Genomic DNA, 23637 nt, shown 5'->3' with positions numbered 1-23637 from the left:
GTTGTCTTTCTTGATTGGAAGATTTCGATATACATTGCGCCCATAGTCAGTCTAGGTTTTGGGCTAATTATTATTTTAGGGGTTTAGAGGTCTCTAACAGGGTTAGAGGCCTCTTTTTATTGAAATGTATATTTGAAGACTAACCTTGCCATAATTTAAAAAAACTTGATTTATAACGCTCACTTATCGGAATGAATTCGCCTTCAATCATAATCCGATTTCCCTCTACATAGGCAATAAAGGCAGTATTAATGATATAAGACCTGTGAACCCTTATAAAGCCCTCAATAGGTGATAATTGACATTCGAGATCCTTTAACGCTCCGTGTTCAAGAATACTTCCCATAGTCTTGGTTACGTACTTTACATATTCGTTTTCCGATTTTATATAGCTGATGTCCTTAGTAGGAACTCGATACATCCGCTTCCCCGATTTGATAGATAAATACCTAGGGTCCCCACTTCCAATTTCAGGTGCATCCTGACGGCGCTGTAAAATTTTTACTTTTTCGATAGCTTTGAAAAACCGATGGAACTCTATGGGTTTAAGCAAGTAGTCAACGACATCCAGTTCGTATCCGTCCAAGGCGTAATCACGATACGCAGTGGTAAAGATTACCTTCGTATGCTGAGGTTGCAGTAACCGTAAAAAATCAATTCCAGAGATGTCAGGCATTTGTATGTCTAAAAGTAATAAATCGATGTCGGTAGCTTTTAAAACACTATGGGCTTCTATGGCCGATTTATAACTTCCCAACACCTTGATATGCTCCAGTCGAGCACAGTAATTTTCTAAGAGTTCACGAGCCGGTTGCTCGTCGTCAATGATAATGCATTTAAGCTCCATAGGTATCTATAGTTAGGGATACTGAAAATTTATTGGAAGCACTTGTTATCTTAAATGCGTGCTTGCCTGGGTATATAATAGCGAGTCTTCGCTGAATGTTTTTGATACCGATACCCCCTGTTTGATCTACTTTTTTAGGAAGAGCATAACTGTTTTCACAGGTAAAGTATAGGTGTTTTTCATCAGAAGTAATTGTAATAGCAACGTATCCAGTAGAGGTCTGTTCCAAATCACCGTGTTTTAGGGCATTTTCAACGATGGGAAGCATTAATAGTGGTGCTACAGAAAAATTGCGATCTACTTTAGTAACTTCCAGGTAAATCCGTTGAATATTATCGTCCTTTAGTTTGAAGAGATTGATGAAATTTTCAATTGCCTGAATTTCTTTTGCTATTGGAACGAATTCTTTTTTTGTACCGTATAAGGAATAGTCCAACAATTTTGATAAGGTCATGACGGCAGCTGCTCCTTTTGGGTTATTACTAGAAGTCAAGGAATAAATATTATTGAGTGTATTGAATAAAAAATGAGGATTTAATTGTTGTACGAGAAAGTTTTTCTCAGCTTTGATAAGGGCCAAGTCGCGCTGGTCTCTAATGGCTTTTTTGCGGTGCTGAAAAATCACAAAAGCGATAAAAATAGCGATAAAACTGGGCATGGCATGCGCTATTAAGGGTTCAAGAGCAAACGGAGATTCATAATGAATAAGCGCAGAATCACCGTTGATATTAGTTAGAGCTTCAGGAGTAAATTGTTCTGAAATGGTGGTGACTATGGAACCGAAAATGAGTAGTATCATATTGAGTAGTACGTACAACCCAAACCGTTTTTGTTCAAAAAAATGAGGCAGTACTATACGCGTATTGCTGTAGTAGGCGATGAGTTGAGTACCTACAAAGCTGGCTACATGGACAATTGCAGTAATCGTATCTGTGAGATATTCAAAAAAACTATATAAAGAAATGCTGTAGGCTAGCCATATAGCTAATTGTTGTTTCCAAATTTTCATGCTAACAAAAATACGAGATTTAGTAAGGTATTTCGTTGTAGTTCAGTTGAAACCTCCAATTCTTCAGTGTAAACGCTTATTTTTTCAATGAACTACTACCGCCTAGTTTCACAGATAAAGGGAGGGGATTCATTGATTGTTTTTTACTTTTTGAAAAGATGCTCGGTCTTTTGCCTTCGAAAACAAAAAGCAAATCAAATCTAAATAAAAATAATGAAGCAAAAGTTTATCTGGGGAGTAGCGCTAGTGTTGTTAGCTAGTTCCTTGAGAGCCCAACAATCACAATCGAACGTCTTACCTACCGAGCTGGCGCCGAACCTACTTAGATGGAGTAGTTTTAAGCTGAGAGGATATGGGGCCATACACTATTATAACAATGATTTCGATACCAATCCGAATCAGAAAAACACTATAGATCCAGAGCGCCTGAATTTGTATTTAGATTATCAATTTTCTCCGATGATCTCGTTAAAAACAGAGTTCGAGTTTGAGCATGGAGGTACCGGAGCTTCGTTGGAATTGGAAACTTTTGAAGAAGGAGGAGAGTTTGAACAGGAAATAGCTACTGGTGGTGAGGTAAAGCTCGAACAAGTATATATAAATTTTGCCTTAAAAGAATATTTCAATGTCAAATTAGGTCGCTTAAAGTTACAGTTTGGGCTCGCTCAAAATTTGGATACTCCTGATGAGTATTTTACTACTTATCGACCTGAGATGGAAAATCAATTACTCCCCTTAGGATGGTATGAAACGGGGATAGATATTTACGGATTCCTATGGAACAAACGCATTCGTTATCACCTCGCTTTTGTGAACGGTTTGGATGCTACCGGATTTAACAGTCAACATTTTATCAGAGATGGGCATCAAACCCGATTTGAGTTGGTAAACGCTGAGAATTTTGCCTTCGCTACACGATGGGATTACCTCTTCGGTACGCATAAGAATACTTTCGTCGGTTTCAGTAGCTATTTTGGGAATTCTAGAGGAAATCGCCCGAAAAATGATATGGATGTAGATGCTTTTGTGGAGCTATGGGAAGTTCACCTATCCTATAATGAAGGGAATTGGCGCTTAGCTACAACGGCTCTTTGGGGCGGTTTAGGAAATGCCAATGCAGTATCGTATTTCAATGCGAGTTTATCAAATAAACTCGGTGTGAAAAGGACTCCAGTAGCGCGCAGCGCCGTCGGAATTGCTGCAGAAGTTGGCTATGACATACTGCCGTATTTTTTGAAGAAAAAAACACTTATGAGCGTCTATCCTTTTGTACGCTATGATTTTTACGATACCATGTTCAGTGTTAGTGATGGCGTAGTTGATAATCCTCGTTGGCAGCGAAGCGTAGTTACTGGTGGTGTAAATTGGTTTGTGCATAAAGGCATTATTCTCAAAGCGCATTACGCTCACAAAACTCTTGGCTCTAAACATATTGATCCAGTAACCAGTGTGGATATGAATCGAAATCAAACTGATAAGGTATTTTCTATGGGAATAGGATTTACCTTTTAATAAATGAATGATAAAATGAATACTAGCATGAAATTTTTTTTAAAAAGCGCAGGTGTCGCGCTACTTAGTCTTTTTGTAGGAACGGCGTGTACCAGTGATACACCGAGTAAAGCATTAGAGAATCAGAAGGATTATTCCACGTCAATTAAGAGTATTACGAATACTGTGATAATTTCAAAGTATAAAGAATTGGATACAAAAGCACAAAATTTGATTGCAAAAGGAGCCCTTTTAACGGTTGGAAATACAACGGCATTAGAAGCCGTAAGAACAGCTTGGAGAGAAACTCGCTCACCTTGGGAGCAATCAGAAGGATTTTTGTATGGCCCAGTAGATACAGAAGGGATTGATCCAGCAATAGATTCATGGCCCTTAGATTTGACGTTCCTAAATACAGTATTGTCCGGAAACACGCCGATTACAGCGACCTTTTTGGCCGGACAGAACAACAATGCCAAAGGGTTCCATACAATTGAATACCTACTTTGGGGGATTGATGGAACAAAAAAAGCCTCCGAACTCACCACCAGAGAAATTGAATATCTCAACGCGGCGACCAAGAATTTACAAGCAAATACAGCTAAATTGTACCACGGCTGGACAGCAGGTAGCGGTAATTTTGCCAATCAGTTTTTACAATTACCTTCTGCTAATTACGCTTCTCAGCGCAACGTTTTACAAGAGATTACTGATGGTATTGCAGTAATAGCAGATGAGGTGGCGAATGCGAAGATTGAAACACCTCTGAATGGAGCTAATGGGCAGGCAGCTCCAGATCAGGAAGAATCGAGATTTGCTCATAACTCTAAGGCCGATTTTGTAAATAACATTATCAGTATTAAAAATATTTACCTCGGAGGAATTTCTGAGGCCATTGGCAGTGACCATACCAATCTAGATCGTCTGATAAAACAACAAATAGAAGAGGCTATTCAAAGTATAGATCGAATTCCAGGAACCTTTACTCAAGCAATTATATCGAATCGAGAATCTGTAAAAGCAGCGCAGGCAAAGGTAAATACCTTGTTCAATACTATTGAAAATCAGTTGAAGCCCGTAGTGAACAAGTTATAAGCAAACTAAAAACGCAAGAATACAAGAAGTGAAAAAATATATATACCTAGTTCTTTTAGGAACTTTTTGGAGCTGTTCATCCGAAACTGATGACACTAGTTATACACCACTTACGGATATTCGTGAGCGCGAACTGGCGGGAGGAGCAACAACCGTATTTTCGGTGACGTCGTTTGCTTTTGAAACACCTGCTCCGAATTTGGTAGGAGTGAATCTAGAAATGCACCTGGCAGGAGATGCTGAATTTGAGAATACCTTTGTAACAGCAGGGTCACCTACAAACCCTGGACTGGGTCCTTTGTTCAACAATAGTAATTGTGTGGCCTGTCATCCTCGAGATGGTAGACCGGCCTTCCCGACAAGTTTAAAGGCGCCGAGTGGACTTTTATACCGTATTTCTGCCGGTAATTCGACAAGCCAAGGACCTTTGCCTGTTCCTGGCTATGGAACACAGGCTCAAAATCAAGCTGTGATTGGTTTTCAGCCAGAAATGGAATATACGGTGCAATGGTCACCTGTAGAAGAGCGCTTTGCCGATGGTACTGTGGTCGTTTTGAGAAAACCTGTATTCTCGTATCGCAATGAATACGCACCCATTCAACAGATCGAGATTTCACCTAGAATAGCTCCTCCTGTCTTCGGGTTGGGCTTGTTAGAAGCCATACCAGAGGCCGCAATTCTGAGTAGAGTTGATGAGTCAGATAGTGATGGTGATGGTATCTCAGGAAAGGCTAACTACGTGGTAAATCCAGAGTCTGGCAACCTAGAGCTCGGTAGGTTTGGATGGAAGGCCAATACCAGTACTTTACGGGTGCAAACAGCAACAGCCTATCATGAAGATATGGGAGTAACCAATGAATTGTTTACGAAAGACAGTCCTTTGGATGGATTTGCCGATGATCCAGAAATTTCTCCGCTCGTTCTAAAACAGGTAACCTTATACAGTCAGACTTTAGGAGTACCTGCCGCCAGAAATCTTACCGATCCGAAGGTACAGCGAGGAGCTACCTTGTTCAATCAATTACAATGCGCTGCCTGTCACACGCCAAAGCAAGAAACCAAGACAGCGAGTATTAGCGCTTTGGCTAATCAAACTATTTGGCCGTATACCGATTTATTGGTTCACGATATGGGGCCCGGGCTGGCTGATGGCAGAGCTGATTTTTTGGCCGATGGTCAAGAATGGAAAACGCGTCCCTTGTGGGGGATTGGTTTGACAAAAGTAGTGAATGGACATACGAATTTTTTACATGACGGACGAGCGAGAAATATTACGGAAGCGATCTTATGGCATGGTGGAGAAGGACGATTGGCAAAAGAAAATTTTAAAAAGCTTTCCAAGACGGAAAGAGACGAGTTATTAGCATTTGTAAATTCACTATAACCGTTTTTATTTAGTTTTGATAGAGGAGATGTGTACATCTCCTCTTTTTTTTACAGAAAATCTAGAGCTGCCGACAGATTTTTTTTGAGTTTGCTCGTCGTTTATAGGTTCTTCGTACGAACAAAAAACGACAAGATGAAAATAATCAGAAAAATAGGGAGCTATTGTGCTCTTTTAATAGGGTTTAGCATAAGCTGTTCTAATGACCCTGGCTATATAAAAGCACCCAGTACAGTGAATTTTGAACCGGTACTAGCGGCCTATAATATTTATCGAGGAAATCCCACAGACCTGATCCCGACCAGTGGGTTCGAACGCATAGAACTGTCCTCTTCATTGTTTGTGAATTACGCTCAAAAGCAGCGACTGGTAAAACTTCCTCCGGGAGGAGAAATTACGAAACTGGACAATGGGGTTCCTAGTTTTCCAAATGGAACTATTTTGGTCAAAACATTTTACTACTTCAAAGACGATCGAGACCCCAACCTAGGAAAACAATTAATTGAAACACGTTTGTTGATAAAAGCTGCAGATCAATGGAATGTAGCGACTTATGTGTGGAATGATGTACAAACGGAAGCTCATTTGAAATTAGATGGGCTAACAAAGTCCGTTAGTTGGACCACAGCCAACGGTCAAGCTCGAACGGTGAGTTATAAAGTGCCTTCTGAACGAGACTGTACCACGTGCCATCAAACTGCGGCATCCGTTATGCCCTTAGGACCAACCTTAACTAATATGAATAAGGAAGTTCAGCGCAATGGTCAAACCATTAATCAACTCCTGTATTTTCAAAATAAAGGCTTGCTTTCAAATTTCGATCACCATAGCGTTCCGAGTTTACCCAATTATCTCGACCAGCAACGTAGCATACAAGAACGAGGTAGAGCGTATTTAGAAATGAATTGTGCACATTGCCACAATCCAGCAGGTTTTCCCAAAGCGGCAAGAAAACGTTACGATTTCAGATATACCACACCAATAGGTACTACGAGAATCCTGGATAAGAAATCAAAAATAATCAATGTAATCAGTAGTGGTGAAATGCCCTGGATAGGAACTACAGTAGTAGATCAGGAAGGACTTCAGATAGTAAAAACCTATATCAATAGTTTGTAATGATGAAAAGGATGATTAAGATAGTGTGTGTTTGTTTTTTAGGGAGTGTACTACTTGCTTGCAAACAACAGGTTAGCTATCAGCCAGTGCAAGGTAAGTGGATCCAAGGGTCGGCAAAGGAAAAGTTAAAAACAATAGAAAGTCAATTTAGAGGGTTTGATAAAACAATGGTAGAGGTAGGATATCGTTACCAGGAATTGTATTGGGCAGGCCAGGATGAAAACTGGGAGTACGCAAATTATCAACTGTCTAAAATAAAGAAAGCCATAGTACTCGGATTGCAACGTCGTCCAAAGCGCAGGACTTCGGCCGATAACTTTCTTAACTATGTGGTTCCGGAGGTTAAGAAAGCAGTAAAAAAAGGTGATAAGCAATTGTTTATGTCCAATTTCCAAATGATGAGAATCAATTGTAACAATTGTCATCAAGCAGAACGCGTCCCGACGTTTACCGTACAAATTCCTACAAGGAGGGTTTCTCCAATACGTACAAAACCGTGATCTGTGGCAAAAAGAGAAGAGTAGTTGTTGCCAACTACTCTTCAAAAACTAACCAAACTTCTAAAAAATGATAAACTCTATTTTTTAAAATCATACCAAAAATACAACCAATTTGCGAAACATGTCGCGAAAAATAGTTGAATGGTATATTATCTATAGACGAAATGTAGTAAAAGTACTTACAAAATGTTTTAAAAAATCGAGCAAATACTTCTCTAATGGAAGTGTTTTTTTTAGTTTCTATTGATGAACTGTAGTAGTTTGTACCAATAAAAAATATATCGTGGGGCATAACAAAACTCTCCTGTTAGTCTGCTTGAGGCAACTAAAAGTGAAGCAATTTCCTTACTTACCCATTTGTAACGAATTTTATGGTCTTCTCTAGAGGTATGTTTGAGAAGTATGTTTCTATGTTGTGGTTGTACGTTCACTCCGCTGAAATTTAATTGGTAAAACTAGGGGGGAGTAAGTAGTGTTGTCAGTAGTAGTTTTCTGTGATAGCAAGGTACGGATACTACAGGGAAAAAGGAGGTAGTATTAGTTGAAACGTCAGTTTTTGAAGTTGAGTGGCTTTGAAATATTGTTAGTGATTTTATTAAAAAAATAAAAAAAACCTCTGTAAACAGAGGTTTTTCTTGTTAGAAGGGTGTTAATAATTTAATTAATTTATAATAATAAGAAATCAAATAATAACTCATTTCAAATGTATAAGCAATTGTCTAATTATCCAATACGCAAAAACCCTGAAAAAAAACTCAGGGTTAACCATTAGTTGGGTAGGGTAAAATAGGGGTGTGTTTATTAGGGGTTTTGGGATTAACACTCTACAAAATGGAATTCGTCACAAAGTAAGATACCCTGCTTTGGGGAACTGCACATGAGATGGTTTAGTTTCATAAACAGTAACTTTTTGTCAAAAATTGAAGAGGTACTGAATTTTAAAATATGGGTAAATGAATGAAATTTACTCAGTTTTATCAATGAAGGAGAAATGCTTAGAAAATTGAAAACTGGACATAAAACGGAGTTTTGAACGTTTTTCGACATATAGATATATACACAGTTATTTTCTTCAGTCAAAAGATGTGCGTATTCAGAAGCTACGTATTGACACTGTTCTACATTTAAGTTTTTGGGGTTTAAAGTAATTGCCTTCATGATAATTAATTTTTGAGTTACACAAAAAATTCTTTCTTAGGTAGCCGATTCCTTAGTAAAGAATTACACTACGAAATTAAGGTAACTCTTTGTTTATTAGGGTTAAATGTGGTTGAGAGGAAGGTTTTTGTCGATAAGCGAATTACTATTGTAGTTGGAGGGATACTTACTGCCCGCCATATGACTAGCCAAGTTTTTGTTCAATAGCTTTCAGTACATTGAGTACATCGCGCTCTTCACCCGAAAGAGAAACTCGGATTTTTTCAACTCTGTCCAATTCTATTTTGGTGATATGAAACTCGAAAAGTTCTTTCCTGTAATAAGGAAAGTCTTGAATTAACTGCTGTATGGTTTCGAGGTGTAGTATTTCGAATACAGTAAAGGCAATCATAAGACAGGTGAGTTCTTTAGTATAGTAAACAAATATAATAACGATTCGTTAACAAAACAATAAGGAATTATACCAATAGTGACTTAGGAGAATTGTGGAGTAGAAATAAAAAAAGAAGTATTCAAACACCCTTCAAAAAATGAATACTTCTTTAAAATGTATCAAGTTGTTCTGATACGTGTACAAATATAGAAGTCATTCGGAGAAGAACCGAATAATATTAGCTGAGTGGTGGAAATCAACGGATGAACGGTAGTTTTAATGTAATGAGTGAAAAAAAGAAAGAACTTATTCGGATGAATAAGTTCTTTAGCTAAACCAAACATTTTATACTACTTTCTTAATGATGTATACTTGTAAGAGTTCAATAGTTGTAGTTGATACTCCTTTTAGGGGAAATTTTTTTAAAAGAAAAGAGGTGTAGTTACCAACACCTCTCTTCGACAAGCCAAAAGGCTTGTTTTCAAACATTAACGCATGGTAAAGGTAAAGTTTTAGTGCGGAGGATTCGATTGTTTTAGTCCGGCGGACACCGAACATCGTTATAAGGCAAGTATTTATCGATGAATGGAATAAAAAAAAGGTCCTCCCCTACAAGGACCTTTCAGTTGTCATAATAAATGATTTTGAATTACGCTTAGTATTACAACAACAGCAAGGTAATTTAGAATTTCTTGAAATCAAATACCGTGATTTCCTATGTCGAGGCTACTTGATTTCCCTGAAGTACTACCTATAATCCCTGAATAAAAAAACCACGTTTTCACGTGGTAAAGGAAAGTCCTTTTTAATAATGAAACAGTAACACTGTTAGCTTAAAGGTACTGTAGGATATAAGATGAGGTGTTAGGTGAATTTTAATTTATGGTAAGGAATAAGTGTAATTTCCCTTCAGGTGTTCTGAGGTAGGGTAAGGTATATTTGAAAAGCATTACTGAGGTACTATAGGTAATTTTTGACGGCATTTATTTTTTGGAATTAGATATGTGGTTATATTTGAAATTGTAAATAAATAGTTAACCAAGAAAAATGATTCACATGAAAAATGTTTTTAAGTATTCCCTAGTCGCATTGCTCGCTTTCGGAGCCTGCAAAAGTAACGCGAAGAAAGAAGAAATTTTTGAAGACAAATTAATGGAGTGTACCTATAACTCTTTTGAGGATAAAGGGAATGCAATGAAACAGTTAATTGAGGATTATGAAAATCAGTTGATTCGTGAAAATGTATTACTGTCGAAAGAAGGGGCTAGTTACTTAGCGCTTTATAAAATTATAGGACGAGGAGAAGATTTTATCAACTACCCATCAAAGTCATTTTTGACCTATGTTAAAGAAATGGGAGTAAAGAAAAATTTAAAAGGCTTACAGCTATGTGAGCAGGTTGCTTATCAAGACGAAGCCTTGTACGATAAGAGTACCTTAAAGAAATTACAAGCCATACGAAAGGAGATGACCCAACAAGTGGATCTGTCACCGCAATGGGTAGCTTCTAGAATGTTAACGGTTTTTGAACCGAGTGATTTCGATCATGACTATTACAAATTGAAGGCGTTTTTGTTATTTGATACCTTTACGGAAGCGAAAAAATAATTTGAGATAACAATCAGGTTTCATTTTACGAGAGGGAATGAAGACCTACATACAACATTATAAAATGCAAACAAAAAAAATACCTGTAACGATTATTACAGGTTTCTTAGGATCGGGAAAAACCACGTTGATTCATCAAATTGCCAAAAATGCCAATGGAAGACGATTGGCTATTATCGTAAATGAGTTTGGTGAACTCGGAATGGATGGAGAAATTTTGAAAGGTAATGATTGTGGTTGTGAAGAAGAGAATATTTTAGAACTGAGCAACGGATGTTTGTGTTGCACGGTTCAAGAAGAATTTCTTCCTACCATGCTCCAGTTAATGGAACGAAAAGATCAAATTGATCACATTATTATTGAAACTTCAGGATTAGCCCTGCCCAAACCCTTGGTAAGAGCATTTAATTGGCCAGATTTAAAGCCGCAAATTACCGTAGATGCTGTGGTTACTGTTGTTGACAGTGTAGGACAAGCTACTGGTGAAATTTGCGATCGAGCAAAAGTGCAAGCGCAACGCCTTGAAGATGATAGTTTGGATCACGAATCGTCAATCGAAGAATTATTCGAGGATCAGTTGTCTTGTGCAGATCTTATTTTAATGACCAAGTCAGATTTGATTGAACGTGAGGCTTTTGACGAAGTGAAAGCAATTATTACAGGAAAAGTTGCAGCTTCTGTAAAAGTAGTGGAAGCAGTAAAAGGTGCAATTCCGGTAGATGTGTTGTTAGGTTTGGATGCCAAAGCTGAAGATTTTATCGAAGAGAAACACTCTCATCATGAGGACCATCACCACCATCATCACCATGATCATGACCACGACCACGACCACGACCATGACCACGATGATGATATCAATTCTGTAGTGATTGAGGTAAAGGTGCCTCATACACCAAAACAAATCATATCAGTATTAGAAGACTTGGTAAAAGAGTATCAAATCTATAGAGTTAAAGGAATCATTAAGGTTGCAAATAAGCCGATGCGAATGATCGTACAAGGCGTTGCTCATCGATTCGAAAATTATTTCGATAGAAAGTGGAAAGACGGTGAGAAGCAAGCTACCCAGTTAGTTATTATCGGGCAGCATTTGCACGAAGAAGAACTCAGTAAAGCTATAGAAAGTAAATTAAGTATTGAAGTATAGATAAAGACAGCTGTGTAAATAGCTGTCTTTTAAATAATATAGAGTGAGATGAAAATATATACAAGAAAGGGAGATACTGGTAAAACCGGTGTTTTTGGCGGGAAGAGAACAGCTAAAAATTCGGCGAGAATTGAATGTATAGGTACCTTAGATGAAGTAAATTCAACCATAGGCTTACTCCGAGCAAAACTCGGAGAAACTCATGAGTGGCAAGCGAATCTACATCGCATTCAAAAAGACATGATGGATATGATGTCGCATCTGGCGCGTCCGTCTGATTCTAAAAAAGTGAATCCAAATCCTAAACCTATTGATGGAGCGAGCTTTTGCGAAGCGTGGTTAGATGAATTGGAGGCGGGAATTAGCTCTCCATCAGATTATTTTATCTTACCAGGAGGAAATGAAATTTCAGCACTCTGTCATGTATGTCGTACACAAATACGAAGAGGGGAACGCAATTTGGTAAGCCTCTGGGAAGAAGATCCTGAATGTGTTGAAGAGTATATTATGGCCTATGTGAATCGCCTGTCAGATTTATTTTTTACCATGTCGAGAGCTGAAATGGATAAGGAAGGAGTCGCTGAAGAAAAATGGCAGTTGTTCTTGTACAAAAGAAAAAAGAAAAAAACGGAATAGGTTCATGGTGAAAGGCGTGTCTTTGGGACCAGGTGATCCTGAATTATTGACATTAAAAGGGCTGAAAGCCCTACTAGAAGCCGATATAGTGTATTATCCTGGGTCCATAAGTAAAGGCGTTCGTAAAAGTTATGTGCTGCCGATACTTACATATCACGGAATTAAAGAGGAAGTACTACGAGGCTTTTTTTTAAACATGGATGACGATCGTACGCAGGTAAAGAAAGTGTACGAAACGGTAGCACAAGAAATTGTACTTCAGGCAAAGGCAGGCAAGCAAATTGTCATCGTCTGTGAAGGAGATCTGAGTTTATACGCATCGTTTTCCTACATTTTGGCACATTTACAGGCCGAAAATACAGAAATTGAGTTGATTCCGGGAGTCAATTCATTCAGTCTTGCAGCTTCGCAACATCAAATTCCTTTGAGTCTGTTAAACGATACGGTGGGAGTGCTCCCGAGAGTGAAGTCATTAGAGGTCATTAAGGAGTATTTTGAAAAATTTGACACCTTAATTTTGATGAAGGTCAAAACCAATTGGAATGAATTTTATGAAGCGCTGGTGCACCAACAGTGGCAATTGTTTTATGCCGAACGCTTGGGAACAGCAGAAGAGTTTATAACAACGGACATACGAGATTTGATGGATAGAGAAATACCGTATTTTTCGCTGTTAATTTTAAAGAAATAACATGATAAAAGTAGTAGGACTAGGTCCTGGACATAAGGAGTATATAATCCCGATGGCAACCAAAGCTATTGAGGAAGCAACGGTAATCATAGGGTACCATTATTATTTTCAGTTTATCGAGCATTTGATAAGTCCGGATGCCCTGACTATCGGAAAAGAGTTAAGCGAGGAAGAAAAAAGAGCAGATATTGCTATAGAGTATGCACTTCGCGGTGAACGAGTAGTGGTCATTGGTTCTGGTGATGCTAGTATCTATGCGATGGCTTCTATTGTTTATCAAAAAGTGGCAGAACAGGAATTGGATATTCCCTTGGAAACGGTTCCTGGAATTTCTGCATTTATTACCGCTGGAAGCAAATTGGGGGCCATATTAGGACATGATTTCTGTTGTATTTCCCTATCCGATTTGATGACGCCTTGGACGGTGATTGAAAAGCGAATTCACGCAGCAGCCATGGGCGATTTTGTAACGGGCTTATACAATCCTAAAAGTAAAAAGCGCTATTGGCAATTGCAAACCTTAAAGTTAATTTACCTGCAATACCGCGCTGCCGATACACCTGTGGCCATTTGTAAGCAACTAGGACGATCGGAAGAAGCGATCAAACTCACAACCTTGGGAGAATTAAATGTAGAGGAGGTGGATATGTTTAGTGTAGTACTCATTGGAAATAGTCAAACCCAAAGATACCGCAATCATTTGTTTACGCCACGTGGTTATTTGAATAGAAAACCACATACAGGCGCTGAAATTCAAAAAGCGAGCTTTGAGGAGATACTATCACAATTGCCAGCACACAATTTACAGCCAAGTACACTTTGGGCAGCCATCCGCTGTATCCATACCTCTGGTGACTTTGAGTATATCAAGTACTTGGAGGCTTCAAAAGACGCTTTTGATATTTGGCACGAATATTTAAAAAATGGAGGCGTGATAGTTACGGATGTCACTATGGTACAATCGGGAATCACAAAGGCATATTCCGGAAAATATAAAAATCAGGTGATCTGTCTGCTCAATGATGAGGAAACGACAGCCTTGGCGAAAGAAGAAAATTTAACGCGTTCGCAAGCCGGAATTAAACGAGCAGCCGAACAATATCCAGGAGCATTGTTTGTAATCGGAAATGCACCTACAGCACTGATTGAAATTGTAGACCAAACTTACGAAGGAACCATCAATCCCGTCGGAATTATAGGTGCTCCCGTTGGTTTTATCAATGTAATTGAATCAAAAGAGCGATTGAAAATGCTAAAAAATACTCCTTTTGCGTTGATTAAAGAGAAGCGTGGAGGAAGCAATTTTGCTGCAGCATTGGTAAATGCAGCCTTTACTATTAACGAATTTGAAGCGGTAGAGAATTATGAAAGAGTTTAAAAATGACCGATTGTTTTCTGAGCAAGAGCAAGCACTACTCGAAGAAATTTTGACGAGTAGACGCGATGTGCGAGGCAATCGCTTTTTACCAAAACCTTTGGAGAAAGAAACAATTGATCGAATCATACGAGCAGGATTATCAGCCCCTTCTGTGGGATTTTCTCAACCTTGGGAATTTGTTGTTATACAAGATGTTCACGTCAAAACTGCAATTAAGGCTTCCTTTGAGGAAGAAAACCAAAAAGGAGCTGCGGAGTTCAAGGATCAAAAGCAACAAGCGTATCAGCAGTTGAAACTTGAAGGTATTGAGGAAGCTCCATTGAATATTGCCGTTTTCTATACCCCTAAAAACGAACCAGTACTCGGACAAACGAGTATGCCCGATATGGGAAGGTTTAGTGTAGTTTGTGCAATTCAGAATATGTGGCTGATGGCACGTTCTTTAAATGTCGGTTTAGGTTGGGTGAGTATCCTCGATCCTAACAAGGTTAAAAAGGTACTTAAAGCTCCTGAAAATCATGAGTTAATTGGGTATCTGTGTTTGGGGTATACCGATCTATTTTATTCGAAGCCCGAACTGGAAATCAAAAAATGGGATACCAAAAAAGAACTTGAAGAGGTAGTGATTTACAACCAGTATTCATGAAGTTTATAGTCGTTGGAATTCCCAATAATATACCGACTTTTTCCAATAGGATAAAAAGTATCATTGCTGCCAATACGATCTTTAGTGGAGGAAAACGCCACCTGGGCTTGGTCCGCCAATTCTTACCTGAAAAACACCGTTGGATTACCGTGCAAGCTCCTATGGAGTCACTGTATCGGGCCTATGAACATTGTGAGGAGCCCATAGTAGTATTTGCCTCAGGAAATCCGCTGTTCTACGGAATGGCAAGTACCCTGCTAAAAAAATATCCCAATGCAGTCATGGAGGTATTCCCTCATTTCAGCGCTGTTCAGGTCCTGGCTCATAAAACCAATACGACTTGTAATAATTTGGAGGTCGTAAGCGTTCATGGCAGACCGTGGAAAGAACTTGATGTAGCTTTACTACAACAAAAAGAACTCTTTGGAGTACTGACCGATCAAAAAAATACGCCAGCAATGTTGGCCAAACGAATGCTAGCCTATGGCTATGATAATTACCGAGCAATCCTAGGCGAGGACTTGGAAAGTGAACAGGAAAAAATAACGGAATTTTCGCTAGAGGATCTCTGTAACTACAAGGCGAGTACTCTGAATTGTATACTATTGAGGCAGTTGACTAAAAGAAAGCAGTTTTTCGGTATTCGAGAATCCGAATTTAAAGGCCTTCCTGGTCGACCGAATATGATTAGCAAAATGCCTGTGCGCTTAACTAGCCTGCACTTTTTAGACGTATGCAACAAAACAGTTTTATGGGATATCGGATTTTGTACAGGATCGGTAAGTATAGAGGCAAAATTAAAGAATCCACACCTAAAAGTGATAGCTTTTGAAAAGCGTATGGAGTGCGAAGAAATTATGATGGAGAATATGAAGAAGTTTGGCGTGCCTGACATCGAAATGATAATGGGAGATTTCTTTTTAGCCAATATAGCAGAACTCCCTGTTCCAGATACCATTTTTATCGGAGGACACGGCGGAAGATTGAACGAATTGATGACTGCATTAGAACGTTTGGTTCCCAGCGGAACTACCTTCGTGATCAATGCAGTAAAAGAAGAAAGTAAAAAACAATTTATAAAATCGTGTAATTTCCTGGGGTTAACTCAAAAAGGAAGTACCGAACTCACTGTAGATGCTCACAATACTATACGTATTCTCAGTGCAGAAAAATAATGTGACATGGTAGAAAAAAATAGTAAAATAGCCATTGTAAACTTTACAGACAAAGGAAGTGAATTGGCTTTTACCTTACAGTCAGAGCTGTATCGAAGCAAAGTGTTTTCGACGAGAGCCATTGAAGAAACAAAGAATAGTAAACGCATAGACAGTCTGGATGAACTGTTAGCACAGCAATTTCATAAATTCGATGCATGGATTTTTATCGGTGCATTAGGAATTTGTGTTCGAAGCATTGCACCGTATCTTGAGAATAAACAAGTAGATCCTGCCGTGATTAATATTGATGATCAATCGCAGTTTGTGCAATCGGTATTGAGTGGTCATATTGGTGGGGCGAATGAGTTGACCTTACAATTGAGTCGTATACTGCAAGCGCAACCTGTAATTTCAACTTCGAGTGATTTACAAGGAGTGTGGAGTCTGGATGTGCTGGCGTCGAAATTTGGATGGAAAGAGCATTGCTCGGTAGCTAAAAATCAAGCGATTTCAACTTTTGTAAATCGTAAAAAAACAGCCTTAGTACTAAAGGTAACCGATAAGGGAACGACGTTTTTGGAGCAATCAGTACCTGAATTTGTCGACGTATTCTATACGGTAGATGCCGTAAATACAGCGGAGTATGAATTGTTGCTCTACGTGGGGTATGAGTTGATTACTACGGACATTCCCGTATGGTCTTATTACCCGCCGTGTTTGGCCTTAGGTAGCGGCTGTGCAAAAGATTTAGAACCCGAGTTATTAGAGTTGGAACTCAGCAAAGCACTCAAGCAAGAAGGGCTAGCAGAAGCGAGTATTTTTGCCATTGGAAGTGCAGCGATTAAGGCAGAAGAACAAGCGTATTTAGAATGGGCAGAAAAAAGAGACTTGCCATTTATTACGTATACAGGAGATGAACTCACAACAGTAGCAGTTGCCAACCCATCGGAAACAGTATTGGCAAAAGTTGGTGTTCCGGGCGTATCAGAAGCATCAGCTGCCTTAATGGGAGGACAAGAAGATTGGCTAGTCGAAAAAACAAAGGTATTGACAGCCTCTGGTAAAAAATTTACCTATGCATTGACCATAGGGGAAGCTTTTATGCGCAAACCTGCGATAGCCATTGTTGGAGCAGGATCGGGAGATCCAGAACTACTTACGCTGAAAGGACAAAAGCTACTCGAAGCGGCAGATTGCATATTGTATGCCGGTAGTTTAGTGCCCGAAGAACTTACCCACATGGCAAAGCCAGGAGCCTTGGTACGAAACTCTGCTTCGATGACCTTGGAAGAACAAATGGAAATCATGGATAGCTATTATTCAAAAGGGTTGAAAATTGTTCGTTTGCATTCAGGAGATCCATCTATCTATGGAGCCATCCAGGAACAGATGACGCTTTTTGATGCTAAAGGCTATGACTATTTCATAGTACCTGGGATTTCCTCATTCCAAGCGGCAGCGGCGTATTTAAAATCCGAATTTACCATTCCTGAAGTGGCACAAACAATAGTACTCACCAGAGGAGAAGGAAACACACCGACACCAGAGCATGAAAAGATTGTTGATATGGCAAAATTGCGTGCGACGATGTGTATTTTCTTGAGTGCAGGAATAGCGAAAAAAGTACAGGCAGAATTGTTAGAACACTATCCTCCTGAAACTCCCTTGGCCGTTTTGTACAGAGTGAGTTGGAAAGATGAACAGGTGTGGACAGGGAATTTAACGGAGCTAACAACGATAATTAAAGAAAATAAGTTAACGAGAACGGTATTAATCGTCGTAGGAGAGGCTATTGGTGCGCGAAAAAACAGATCGTGGTTATACGACGATCAATGGCACCATATATTTAGAAAAAAACAAAAAGTAGTAAAATCGGAATAAGTGATACTGGTTTTCGGAGGAACGACAGAAGGTAAACAAGTAGCTGCTTACCTTGAAGAAAGAGGTTGGGACTATTGGTACAGTACGAAAACAGCGATCGACTTTCAAGGGAGGGGCAACTATCGCTCTGGTGCTTTTAGTGCTATCGAATTGGTAGATTTCTGTAAGAAACAGCAGATAACCACCATTATTGATGCGGCACATCCTTTTGCGATGACCTTGCATACGATGCTTGCAAAATTACCGCTAGGAATTCCGAAAATCAGATTTGAACGACAGTTTTCGAGTAGGGTAGCGCATCCGTTGATACGGTATGTTGATTCTTATGAAGAAGCATTAGTATTGTTTAACGAAAAACAATATACGAGTGTGCTTGCACTAACAGGAGTACAATCCATTAAAAGATTGAAACCTTTTTGGTTACACACTCCTTGTTGGTTCAGAATATTAAATAGAACAGCTTCTTTAAATGGTGCGGTAAAGGTTGGTTTTCAAAAAGAACGGCTGATTTTAGGAAGGTTTGAGAGTTTTAGGTCTGAGGTTGCACTATATCGGAAAATTAACCCGGCCGTAATTCTGATCAAAGAGAGTGGAATCAATGCCGGTTTGGACCAGAAAATCCAGGCTGCAATTGCGACAGAAATCCCGATGTATATTCTGAAAAAACCATCGCTACCCGAAAACTTACACCGAATTACTGATATAGCTACGTTGGATAAAGTACTCGAGCGTGAATACTAAATGAGCGAATTACAAGACATACCAAACAGACCCTTGCGATCTGGATACACAACCGGAGCTTGTGCAACAGCAGCGACCAAAGCTGCCTTGTGGATGCTGGCCACTGGTAAAAACCTTACAGAGGTAAGCATAGTATTGCCCAAAGGGCAGGTGGCTTCCTTTACTTTACACAAGGTGGAGCGCTTGGCAACTTCGGTAAAAGTCACGGTAATTAAAGATGCTGGTGATGACCCAGATGTTACGAACAAGGCTGCAATTAGCGCTGAAGTATCTTGGAATGGTCAAGGGGATATCATTTTTGAACGTGGTGAAGGTGTTGGATTGGTAACCTTACCTGGCTTGGAAATAGCAGTCGGAGAGCCTGCTATCAACCCTGTACCAAGAAAAATGATTCGAGGTGTTTGTCAAAAAATACAATCCGATTTTCAGTACGAAAAACGAGGAATTACTGTCAAGATTTCGGTCAAAGATGGCGAAAAACTAGCAAAACGGACGTTAAATAGTCGACTGGGAATAATCGGTGGAATTTCTATACTTGGAACTACCGGAATCGTAACCCCATTTTCGGCAGCCTCATATATTGCGAGTATCCATCAAGGTATTGACGTGGCCGTAGCAAATGGACAAGACCTATTAATGATCAATTCTGGAGGACGAAGTGAAAAGGCACTCAAACAACTGTTTCCAACCATCCATGAAACGGCATGTATACATTACGGTAATTGGATTGGAGCTACGTTCGAAAAAATAAATAAAAACCCCCAAGTGCGTAAAGTACTCATGGGGATCATGTTGGGTAAAGCGGCAAAGTTGGCCAAAGGGATGCTCGATACGCACAGTGCGAAGGCTAGTTGGGATAAGGAATTCATTTATCAACTCGCGGTGGAAGCGGGGTATTCAACTGAGCTAGCGACCAAAGTATTAGACCTTAATATGGCGGGTAGATTGCGGGAATTATTTACATTTGAACCGGAAGAACCTTTCTATCAAAAGCTCTTGGAAAAGTGTTTTCAAAATTGTGTGATGCTAGCTCCTGATACAGAGCTCGAACTTTATCTAATTAACAATAACAATCAAACAATACTATATAAAAAACGATGAACTTTTTAAACCTAACAAGACCCTTAATTGCTGGAATTCTGCACTCCTTTGAACCAGATCATATTTCTGCAGTATCAGTATTAGCCGCGGATAATGCCATCCAAAAGAAGAAGGTAACACTAAAAACAGTATTCACTGCTTCCCAATGGGCTTTTGGTCACTCAGTGACCTTGTTGCTCTTTGGAGGAATCGCCCTTTTATTCCGCAGCGTACTGTTATCGTTCATAGAAAACATCTCGTATTTTGCTGAAATTATGGTCGGTCCGATTATGATATGGCTCGGACTCGTGGCAATTAAACGAAATCATAAGTTAAAAGCGCTTATGACGGACCATAAAAAAATTGAAGAACACGAGCACGACCCTGGTAACTTGATTCACCTACACGGTAAATCTGGTGAAGAAATCGCGATGAATCCAATTAATCGATCATTTTGGATCGGAATGTTACACGGACTAGCGGGAACGGGAGGAGCCTTGACTTCTGCATTGATATTAAGTGCGAGCACTATTTCGGAAGCTATTTGGATTCTAGTAATCGAATCAGTAGGTGTGATTGTAGCCATGGCAGTGTACAGTTATGTGCTCATCTTTACCATGAGCCGATTTATTGAGAGAAATATAGCTATTTTCAAATGGTTAAATGCGATGATTGGAATAATTTCTATACTCATAGGAGTATTGTGGTTGTACAAAACTTTAGCCCATTAATATGAAAGAACAATTTACATATCCGTTCACGGCTATTGTTGGACAAGAAGATTTTAAATTGTGCCTACTCTTAAATGCCATTGATCCCTTACTAGGAGGTATACTTGCCACAGGTGACAAAGGAACCGGAAAAACAACCACCGTAAGAGCTTTGAGTCAATTATTGGGGGAAGAAGCGCCTTTTGTTAATCTTCCAATCGGTGCCACGGAAGATCGTGTATTGGGAAGTATCCAATTAGAAACCTTACTAAAAGAATCCCAAACATCAATTCACCGAGGATTGTTAAACAAGGCAGATGGTGGTTTTCTGTACATTGATGAGGTCAATCTGCTGAATGACTATTTGATGGATGTGCTATTAGATGCCAGTGCTTCGGGAGGATATCACTTGGAACGAGAAGGACTTTCAGAATGGATGTCTAGCAGGTTCTGTCTGGTAGGAACAATGAATCCTGAAGAAGGAAGTTTACGCCCGCAACTCCTTGATCGATTTGGGTTGTCCGTTGAAATTCGTACGCCGGAAGAGGTAACTTTAAGGAAAGAAATTGTAAAAAGGAGATTGCAATTTGATAGTAACCCCAAGGCTTTCATTCAGCGTTTTGCTCAAGAAGAAGCCTTGTTGAAAGGCAAGCTAATAGAAGCTCGAACAAGGATAGAAGCTTACGATATTCCTGACGAACTATTACTATACAGTGCTGAACTTTGTTTGCAGCACAAGGTAGAAGGGATGAGAGCCGATATTTTAATTTTGAAGGCAGCCAGAGCTTATGCTGCATTTATTGGAGCTACTGAACTGACAAAAGAGACCCTTGATAAAGTAGCACCATTCGTACTCCATCACCGTTCTAAAAATTCAGACGAGTCACCGCAGTCCAATTCAAATCCAGACACATCGAAGTCGGATACTTCAGATCCTAGTTCTCAAAATACTTCAGGAACAGCGACGAAATTTCAGTTGCCTGAGAATGTGAAAGCGGCTTTAAAAACCAAGCCTAAGAGCACGTTGAAAAGCGAAATGAGTGCTACGATAGATAAAAAATTATTTACCCATGCGCAACAACCTACAGAAGAACGAAAGATTGATGTTTTCCAAACGGTAAAAAAATACTGTGCTCGAGAAGCAGACTATCTCTCGTATAAATTTAAACGTGAAGAATCGGATTTACACGTAGTTTTTATGGTTGATACCAGTGCCTCCATGGCAGTGGATAAGCAATTGGGATACCTGAAAGGCTTGTTGTTGAAAACCCTAGCAGCGAATCCCAGGCGAAAAATAAAATATGCAATCGTTTCTTTACGAGAAACGACCGCGGTAATCTCTCAGCCATTTACCACTAATTTGACACTGTTGTCAGAGAAGAGCAAAGCGTTAAAGGCGGGAGGAAAAACCAATTTGAAAGCAGCTTTTGTTACGGTTGCTCAACTGATTAAAGCTGTAAATCTAAAAACAGTGCAGTTGTTTGTTTTGACCGATGGTCGTGCTAATACTGGAGGGAAACACCCTTTTCAAGCGGCCATATCGAGCTATAAAAAGTTCTTAGGGCAATTAAAAAATACTACCGTGGTCGATACAGAAACGGGGTTTGTAAAACTAGGATTGGCTAAAAAACTAGCAGAAGCCCTGCGGGTCACGTATCTACCTTTAACACATTTGAAAGTATCCTCATGAAAAATGCTTTTTTAATTGCTGCTCCAGCGAGTAATTCAGGTAAAACAACAGTTACCTTAGGACTCTTGCGATACTTTAGCAAGCGAGGTGTGAAAATTCAACCTTTTAAATGCGGTCCTGATTATATCGATACGTTGCATCATTCCAATGCGGCAAAAAACCAAAGCATCAATTTAGACACGGTAATGATGTCGGACTCCCATATGAAAACGGTATTTAGCAACTTTAGCCAAGAAGCAACCATCAGTATTGTCGAAGGAGTAATGGGGTTGTTTGATGGAGCTGTTAAAGACAAAGGGAGCTCGGCCGAGATTGCAAAGAAATTAAAATTGCCAGTAGTGTTGGTGTTGAATGCCAAAGCGATGGCCTATAGCGCAGCACCTTTGTTATTCGGATTAAAAAACTTTGATCCAGAGGTGAAAATTGCGGGCGTGATATTCAATTTTGTAAAGACAGCGTCTCATTTTTCATTCTTAAAAGAAGCCTGTGAAGATGTCGGTGTACCTTGTTTCGGTTACTTACCCCCCGAGGAGAAAATAGCAATTCCCTCACGACATCTAGGTTTGCATGTTCACGAAGATTACGAGGAACTTCTGGACAGTGCCGCTAAGCATGTAGGAGAGCACTTGGACATGGATGCGCTTTTGGCGGCAACTCAATACAAGGTTACAGTTCCGAAAGCTACTAATGTTTCAAAAAATAGCAAGAAATTAAAAATTGCCGTGGCGAAAGATGAAGCTTTCAATTTTACCTATCGACAAAACCTCGCATACCTCGAACAAATTGGTGACATAACTTATTTTAGTCCTTTGCGCGATACGGTGCTCCCAGAAGCGGACCTTCTGTATTTTGCTGGGGGATACCCTGAATTGTACGTGGCGGAACTGTCAAAAAATACCAAGATGTTAAGTCAGGTAAAATCCAGAGCGGATAAAGGAGTCGCCATCTTGGCGGAATGTGGTGGAATGATGTACTTAGGAAAGGAGATCGTTACCGAAGAGGGGACTAGGCATCCTATGGTTGGAGTATTCGGTTTTGGGACCAGTATGGAAGGTAAAAAGCTGCATTTAGGATACCGTAGGGTCGTATTTGAAAACGATGAACTCTGGGGACATGAGTTCCATTATTCTTCTATTTACAACGATGAACATACCGAGACCGTGGGGGAAATATACACGGCTAGAAATAAAAAAGTCACAACGAAATATTATACCTATAAAAATGTGCTGGCCAGTTATATGCACCTCTATTGGGGAGAAGGAACCTTTGGTTGGTTACATTCAATTAAGAACTAAA

Annotated in this window: 21 protein-coding genes; 18 read left to right on the top strand and 3 right to left on the bottom strand. The window is 39.5% G+C overall.

From position 1 onward, the window contains the following. Positions 1 to 139: 139 nt before the first annotated feature. Together ACXAG7_RS16625 and ACXAG7_RS16620 are read right to left on the bottom strand one after the other, a co-directional pair. Complete coding sequence (locus ACXAG7_RS16625) at positions 140 to 847, bottom strand: LytR/AlgR family response regulator transcription factor (protein WP_408044678.1); 708 nt, start codon at positions 845 to 847, stop codon at positions 140 to 142. Next, complete coding sequence (locus ACXAG7_RS16620) at positions 837 to 1856, bottom strand: sensor histidine kinase (protein ID WP_476667515.1); 1020 nt, start codon at positions 1854 to 1856, stop codon at positions 837 to 839. Before ACXAG7_RS16620 ends, ACXAG7_RS16625 begins: the two co-directional genes overlap by 11 nt. A gap of 213 nt (positions 1857 to 2069) precedes the next feature. Between ACXAG7_RS16620 and ACXAG7_RS16615 the strand changes: the two genes are divergently transcribed. The 5 genes from ACXAG7_RS16615 to ACXAG7_RS16595 all read left to right on the top strand — a co-directional run bounded on the left by ACXAG7_RS16615 (position 2070) and on the right by ACXAG7_RS16595 (position 7445). Then, positions 2070 to 3368 (top strand): autotransporter outer membrane beta-barrel domain-containing protein, encoded by a 1299-nt coding sequence (locus tag ACXAG7_RS16615; RefSeq protein ID WP_476667514.1) that lies wholly within the window; start codon positions 2070 to 2072, stop codon positions 3366 to 3368. A 27-nt stretch (positions 3369 to 3395) separates the two neighbouring features. Further along, the gene (locus ACXAG7_RS16610) at positions 3396 to 4442 is read left to right on the top strand and encodes an imelysin family protein (RefSeq protein ID WP_476667513.1); all 1047 of its coding nucleotides are present in this window, start codon (positions 3396 to 3398) and stop codon (positions 4440 to 4442) included. A gap of 28 nt (positions 4443 to 4470) precedes the next feature. Next, positions 4471 to 5826, top strand: a complete 1356-nt coding sequence (locus ACXAG7_RS16605; protein WP_476667512.1) for a di-heme oxidoreductase family protein — start codon at positions 4471 to 4473, stop codon at positions 5824 to 5826. Between the two features lie 135 nt (positions 5827 to 5961). Beyond that, the gene (locus tag ACXAG7_RS16600; RefSeq protein WP_476667511.1) at positions 5962 to 6945 is read left to right on the top strand and encodes a hypothetical protein; all 984 of its coding nucleotides are present in this window, start codon (positions 5962 to 5964) and stop codon (positions 6943 to 6945) included. Then, positions 6945 to 7445 (top strand): hypothetical protein, encoded by a 501-nt coding sequence (locus tag ACXAG7_RS16595; RefSeq protein ID WP_476667510.1) that lies wholly within the window; start codon positions 6945 to 6947, stop codon positions 7443 to 7445. The genes ACXAG7_RS16600 and ACXAG7_RS16595 overlap by 1 nt, the downstream gene beginning before the upstream one ends. A gap of 1342 nt (positions 7446 to 8787) precedes the next feature. On the opposite strand, the gene ACXAG7_RS16590 is transcribed toward ACXAG7_RS16595, so the two are convergent. After that, the gene (locus ACXAG7_RS16590) at positions 8788 to 8994 is read right to left on the bottom strand and encodes a hypothetical protein (RefSeq protein ID WP_408044671.1); all 207 of its coding nucleotides are present in this window, start codon (positions 8992 to 8994) and stop codon (positions 8788 to 8790) included. A gap of 1038 nt (positions 8995 to 10032) precedes the next feature. Here ACXAG7_RS16590 and ACXAG7_RS16585 point away from each other — a divergent pair. The 13 genes from ACXAG7_RS16585 to ACXAG7_RS16525 all read left to right on the top strand — a co-directional run bounded on the left by ACXAG7_RS16585 (position 10033) and on the right by ACXAG7_RS16525 (position 23636). After that, the gene (locus ACXAG7_RS16585) at positions 10033 to 10584 is read left to right on the top strand and encodes a hypothetical protein (RefSeq protein WP_476667509.1); all 552 of its coding nucleotides are present in this window, start codon (positions 10033 to 10035) and stop codon (positions 10582 to 10584) included. Between the two features lie 64 nt (positions 10585 to 10648). Next, positions 10649 to 11731, top strand: a complete 1083-nt coding sequence (gene cobW / locus ACXAG7_RS16580) for a cobalamin biosynthesis protein CobW (RefSeq protein WP_476667508.1) — start codon at positions 10649 to 10651, stop codon at positions 11729 to 11731. A gap of 48 nt (positions 11732 to 11779) precedes the next feature. After that, the gene (locus tag ACXAG7_RS16575; protein ID WP_408044668.1) at positions 11780 to 12367 is read left to right on the top strand and encodes a cob(I)yrinic acid a,c-diamide adenosyltransferase; all 588 of its coding nucleotides are present in this window, start codon (positions 11780 to 11782) and stop codon (positions 12365 to 12367) included. Positions 12368 to 12371: 4 nt separating this feature from the next. Further along, positions 12372 to 13058, top strand: a complete 687-nt coding sequence (gene cobI, locus ACXAG7_RS16570; RefSeq protein WP_476667507.1) for a precorrin-2 C(20)-methyltransferase — start codon at positions 12372 to 12374, stop codon at positions 13056 to 13058. 1 nt (position 13059) lies between these two features. After that, positions 13060 to 14436, top strand: coding sequence for a precorrin-3B C(17)-methyltransferase (gene cobJ / locus ACXAG7_RS16565; RefSeq protein WP_476667506.1), 1377 nt, complete (start codon positions 13060 to 13062; stop codon positions 14434 to 14436). Further along, a complete protein-coding gene (bluB, locus tag ACXAG7_RS16560; RefSeq protein ID WP_408044665.1) occupies positions 14423 to 15082 on the top strand; it encodes a 5,6-dimethylbenzimidazole synthase in 660 nt (219 codons plus the stop codon). Before cobJ ends, bluB begins: the two co-directional genes overlap by 14 nt. After that, positions 15079 to 16257: a precorrin-6y C5,15-methyltransferase (decarboxylating) subunit CbiE gene (gene cbiE / locus ACXAG7_RS16555; RefSeq protein ID WP_476667505.1), complete on the top strand. Its 1179-nt coding sequence runs from the start codon at positions 15079 to 15081 to the stop codon at positions 16255 to 16257. Before bluB ends, cbiE begins: the two co-directional genes overlap by 4 nt. 6 nt (positions 16258 to 16263) lie before the next feature. After that, complete coding sequence (gene cobM / locus ACXAG7_RS16550; RefSeq protein WP_476667504.1) at positions 16264 to 18120, top strand: precorrin-4 C(11)-methyltransferase; 1857 nt, start codon at positions 16264 to 16266, stop codon at positions 18118 to 18120. After that, positions 18121 to 18861, top strand: coding sequence for a precorrin-6A/cobalt-precorrin-6A reductase (locus ACXAG7_RS16545; RefSeq protein WP_476667503.1), 741 nt, complete (start codon positions 18121 to 18123; stop codon positions 18859 to 18861). After that, positions 18862 to 19962: a cobalt-precorrin-5B (C(1))-methyltransferase gene (locus ACXAG7_RS16540; protein ID WP_476667502.1), complete on the top strand. Its 1101-nt coding sequence runs from the start codon at positions 18862 to 18864 to the stop codon at positions 19960 to 19962. It begins immediately after the preceding gene. Next, a complete protein-coding gene (locus ACXAG7_RS16535) occupies positions 19959 to 20672 on the top strand; it encodes a hypothetical protein (protein ID WP_476667501.1) in 714 nt (237 codons plus the stop codon). The genes ACXAG7_RS16540 and ACXAG7_RS16535 overlap by 4 nt, the downstream gene beginning before the upstream one ends. Before the next feature lies 1 nt (position 20673). After that, positions 20674 to 22341 carry a VWA domain-containing protein gene (locus ACXAG7_RS16530; RefSeq protein ID WP_476667500.1) on the top strand — a complete coding sequence of 556 codons (1668 nt, stop codon included), beginning with the start codon at positions 20674 to 20676 and terminating at the stop codon, positions 22339 to 22341. Beyond that, complete coding sequence (locus tag ACXAG7_RS16525; protein WP_476667499.1) at positions 22338 to 23636, top strand: cobyrinate a,c-diamide synthase; 1299 nt, start codon at positions 22338 to 22340, stop codon at positions 23634 to 23636. Before ACXAG7_RS16530 ends, ACXAG7_RS16525 begins: the two co-directional genes overlap by 4 nt. Position 23637 lies beyond the last annotated feature (1 nt).

This window comes from Tenacibaculum sp. AWR4_210, assembly GCF_056160945.1.
The sequence above is the reverse complement of the archived record's forward strand: the minus strand, read 5'-3'. Positions and strand labels throughout refer to the sequence as shown.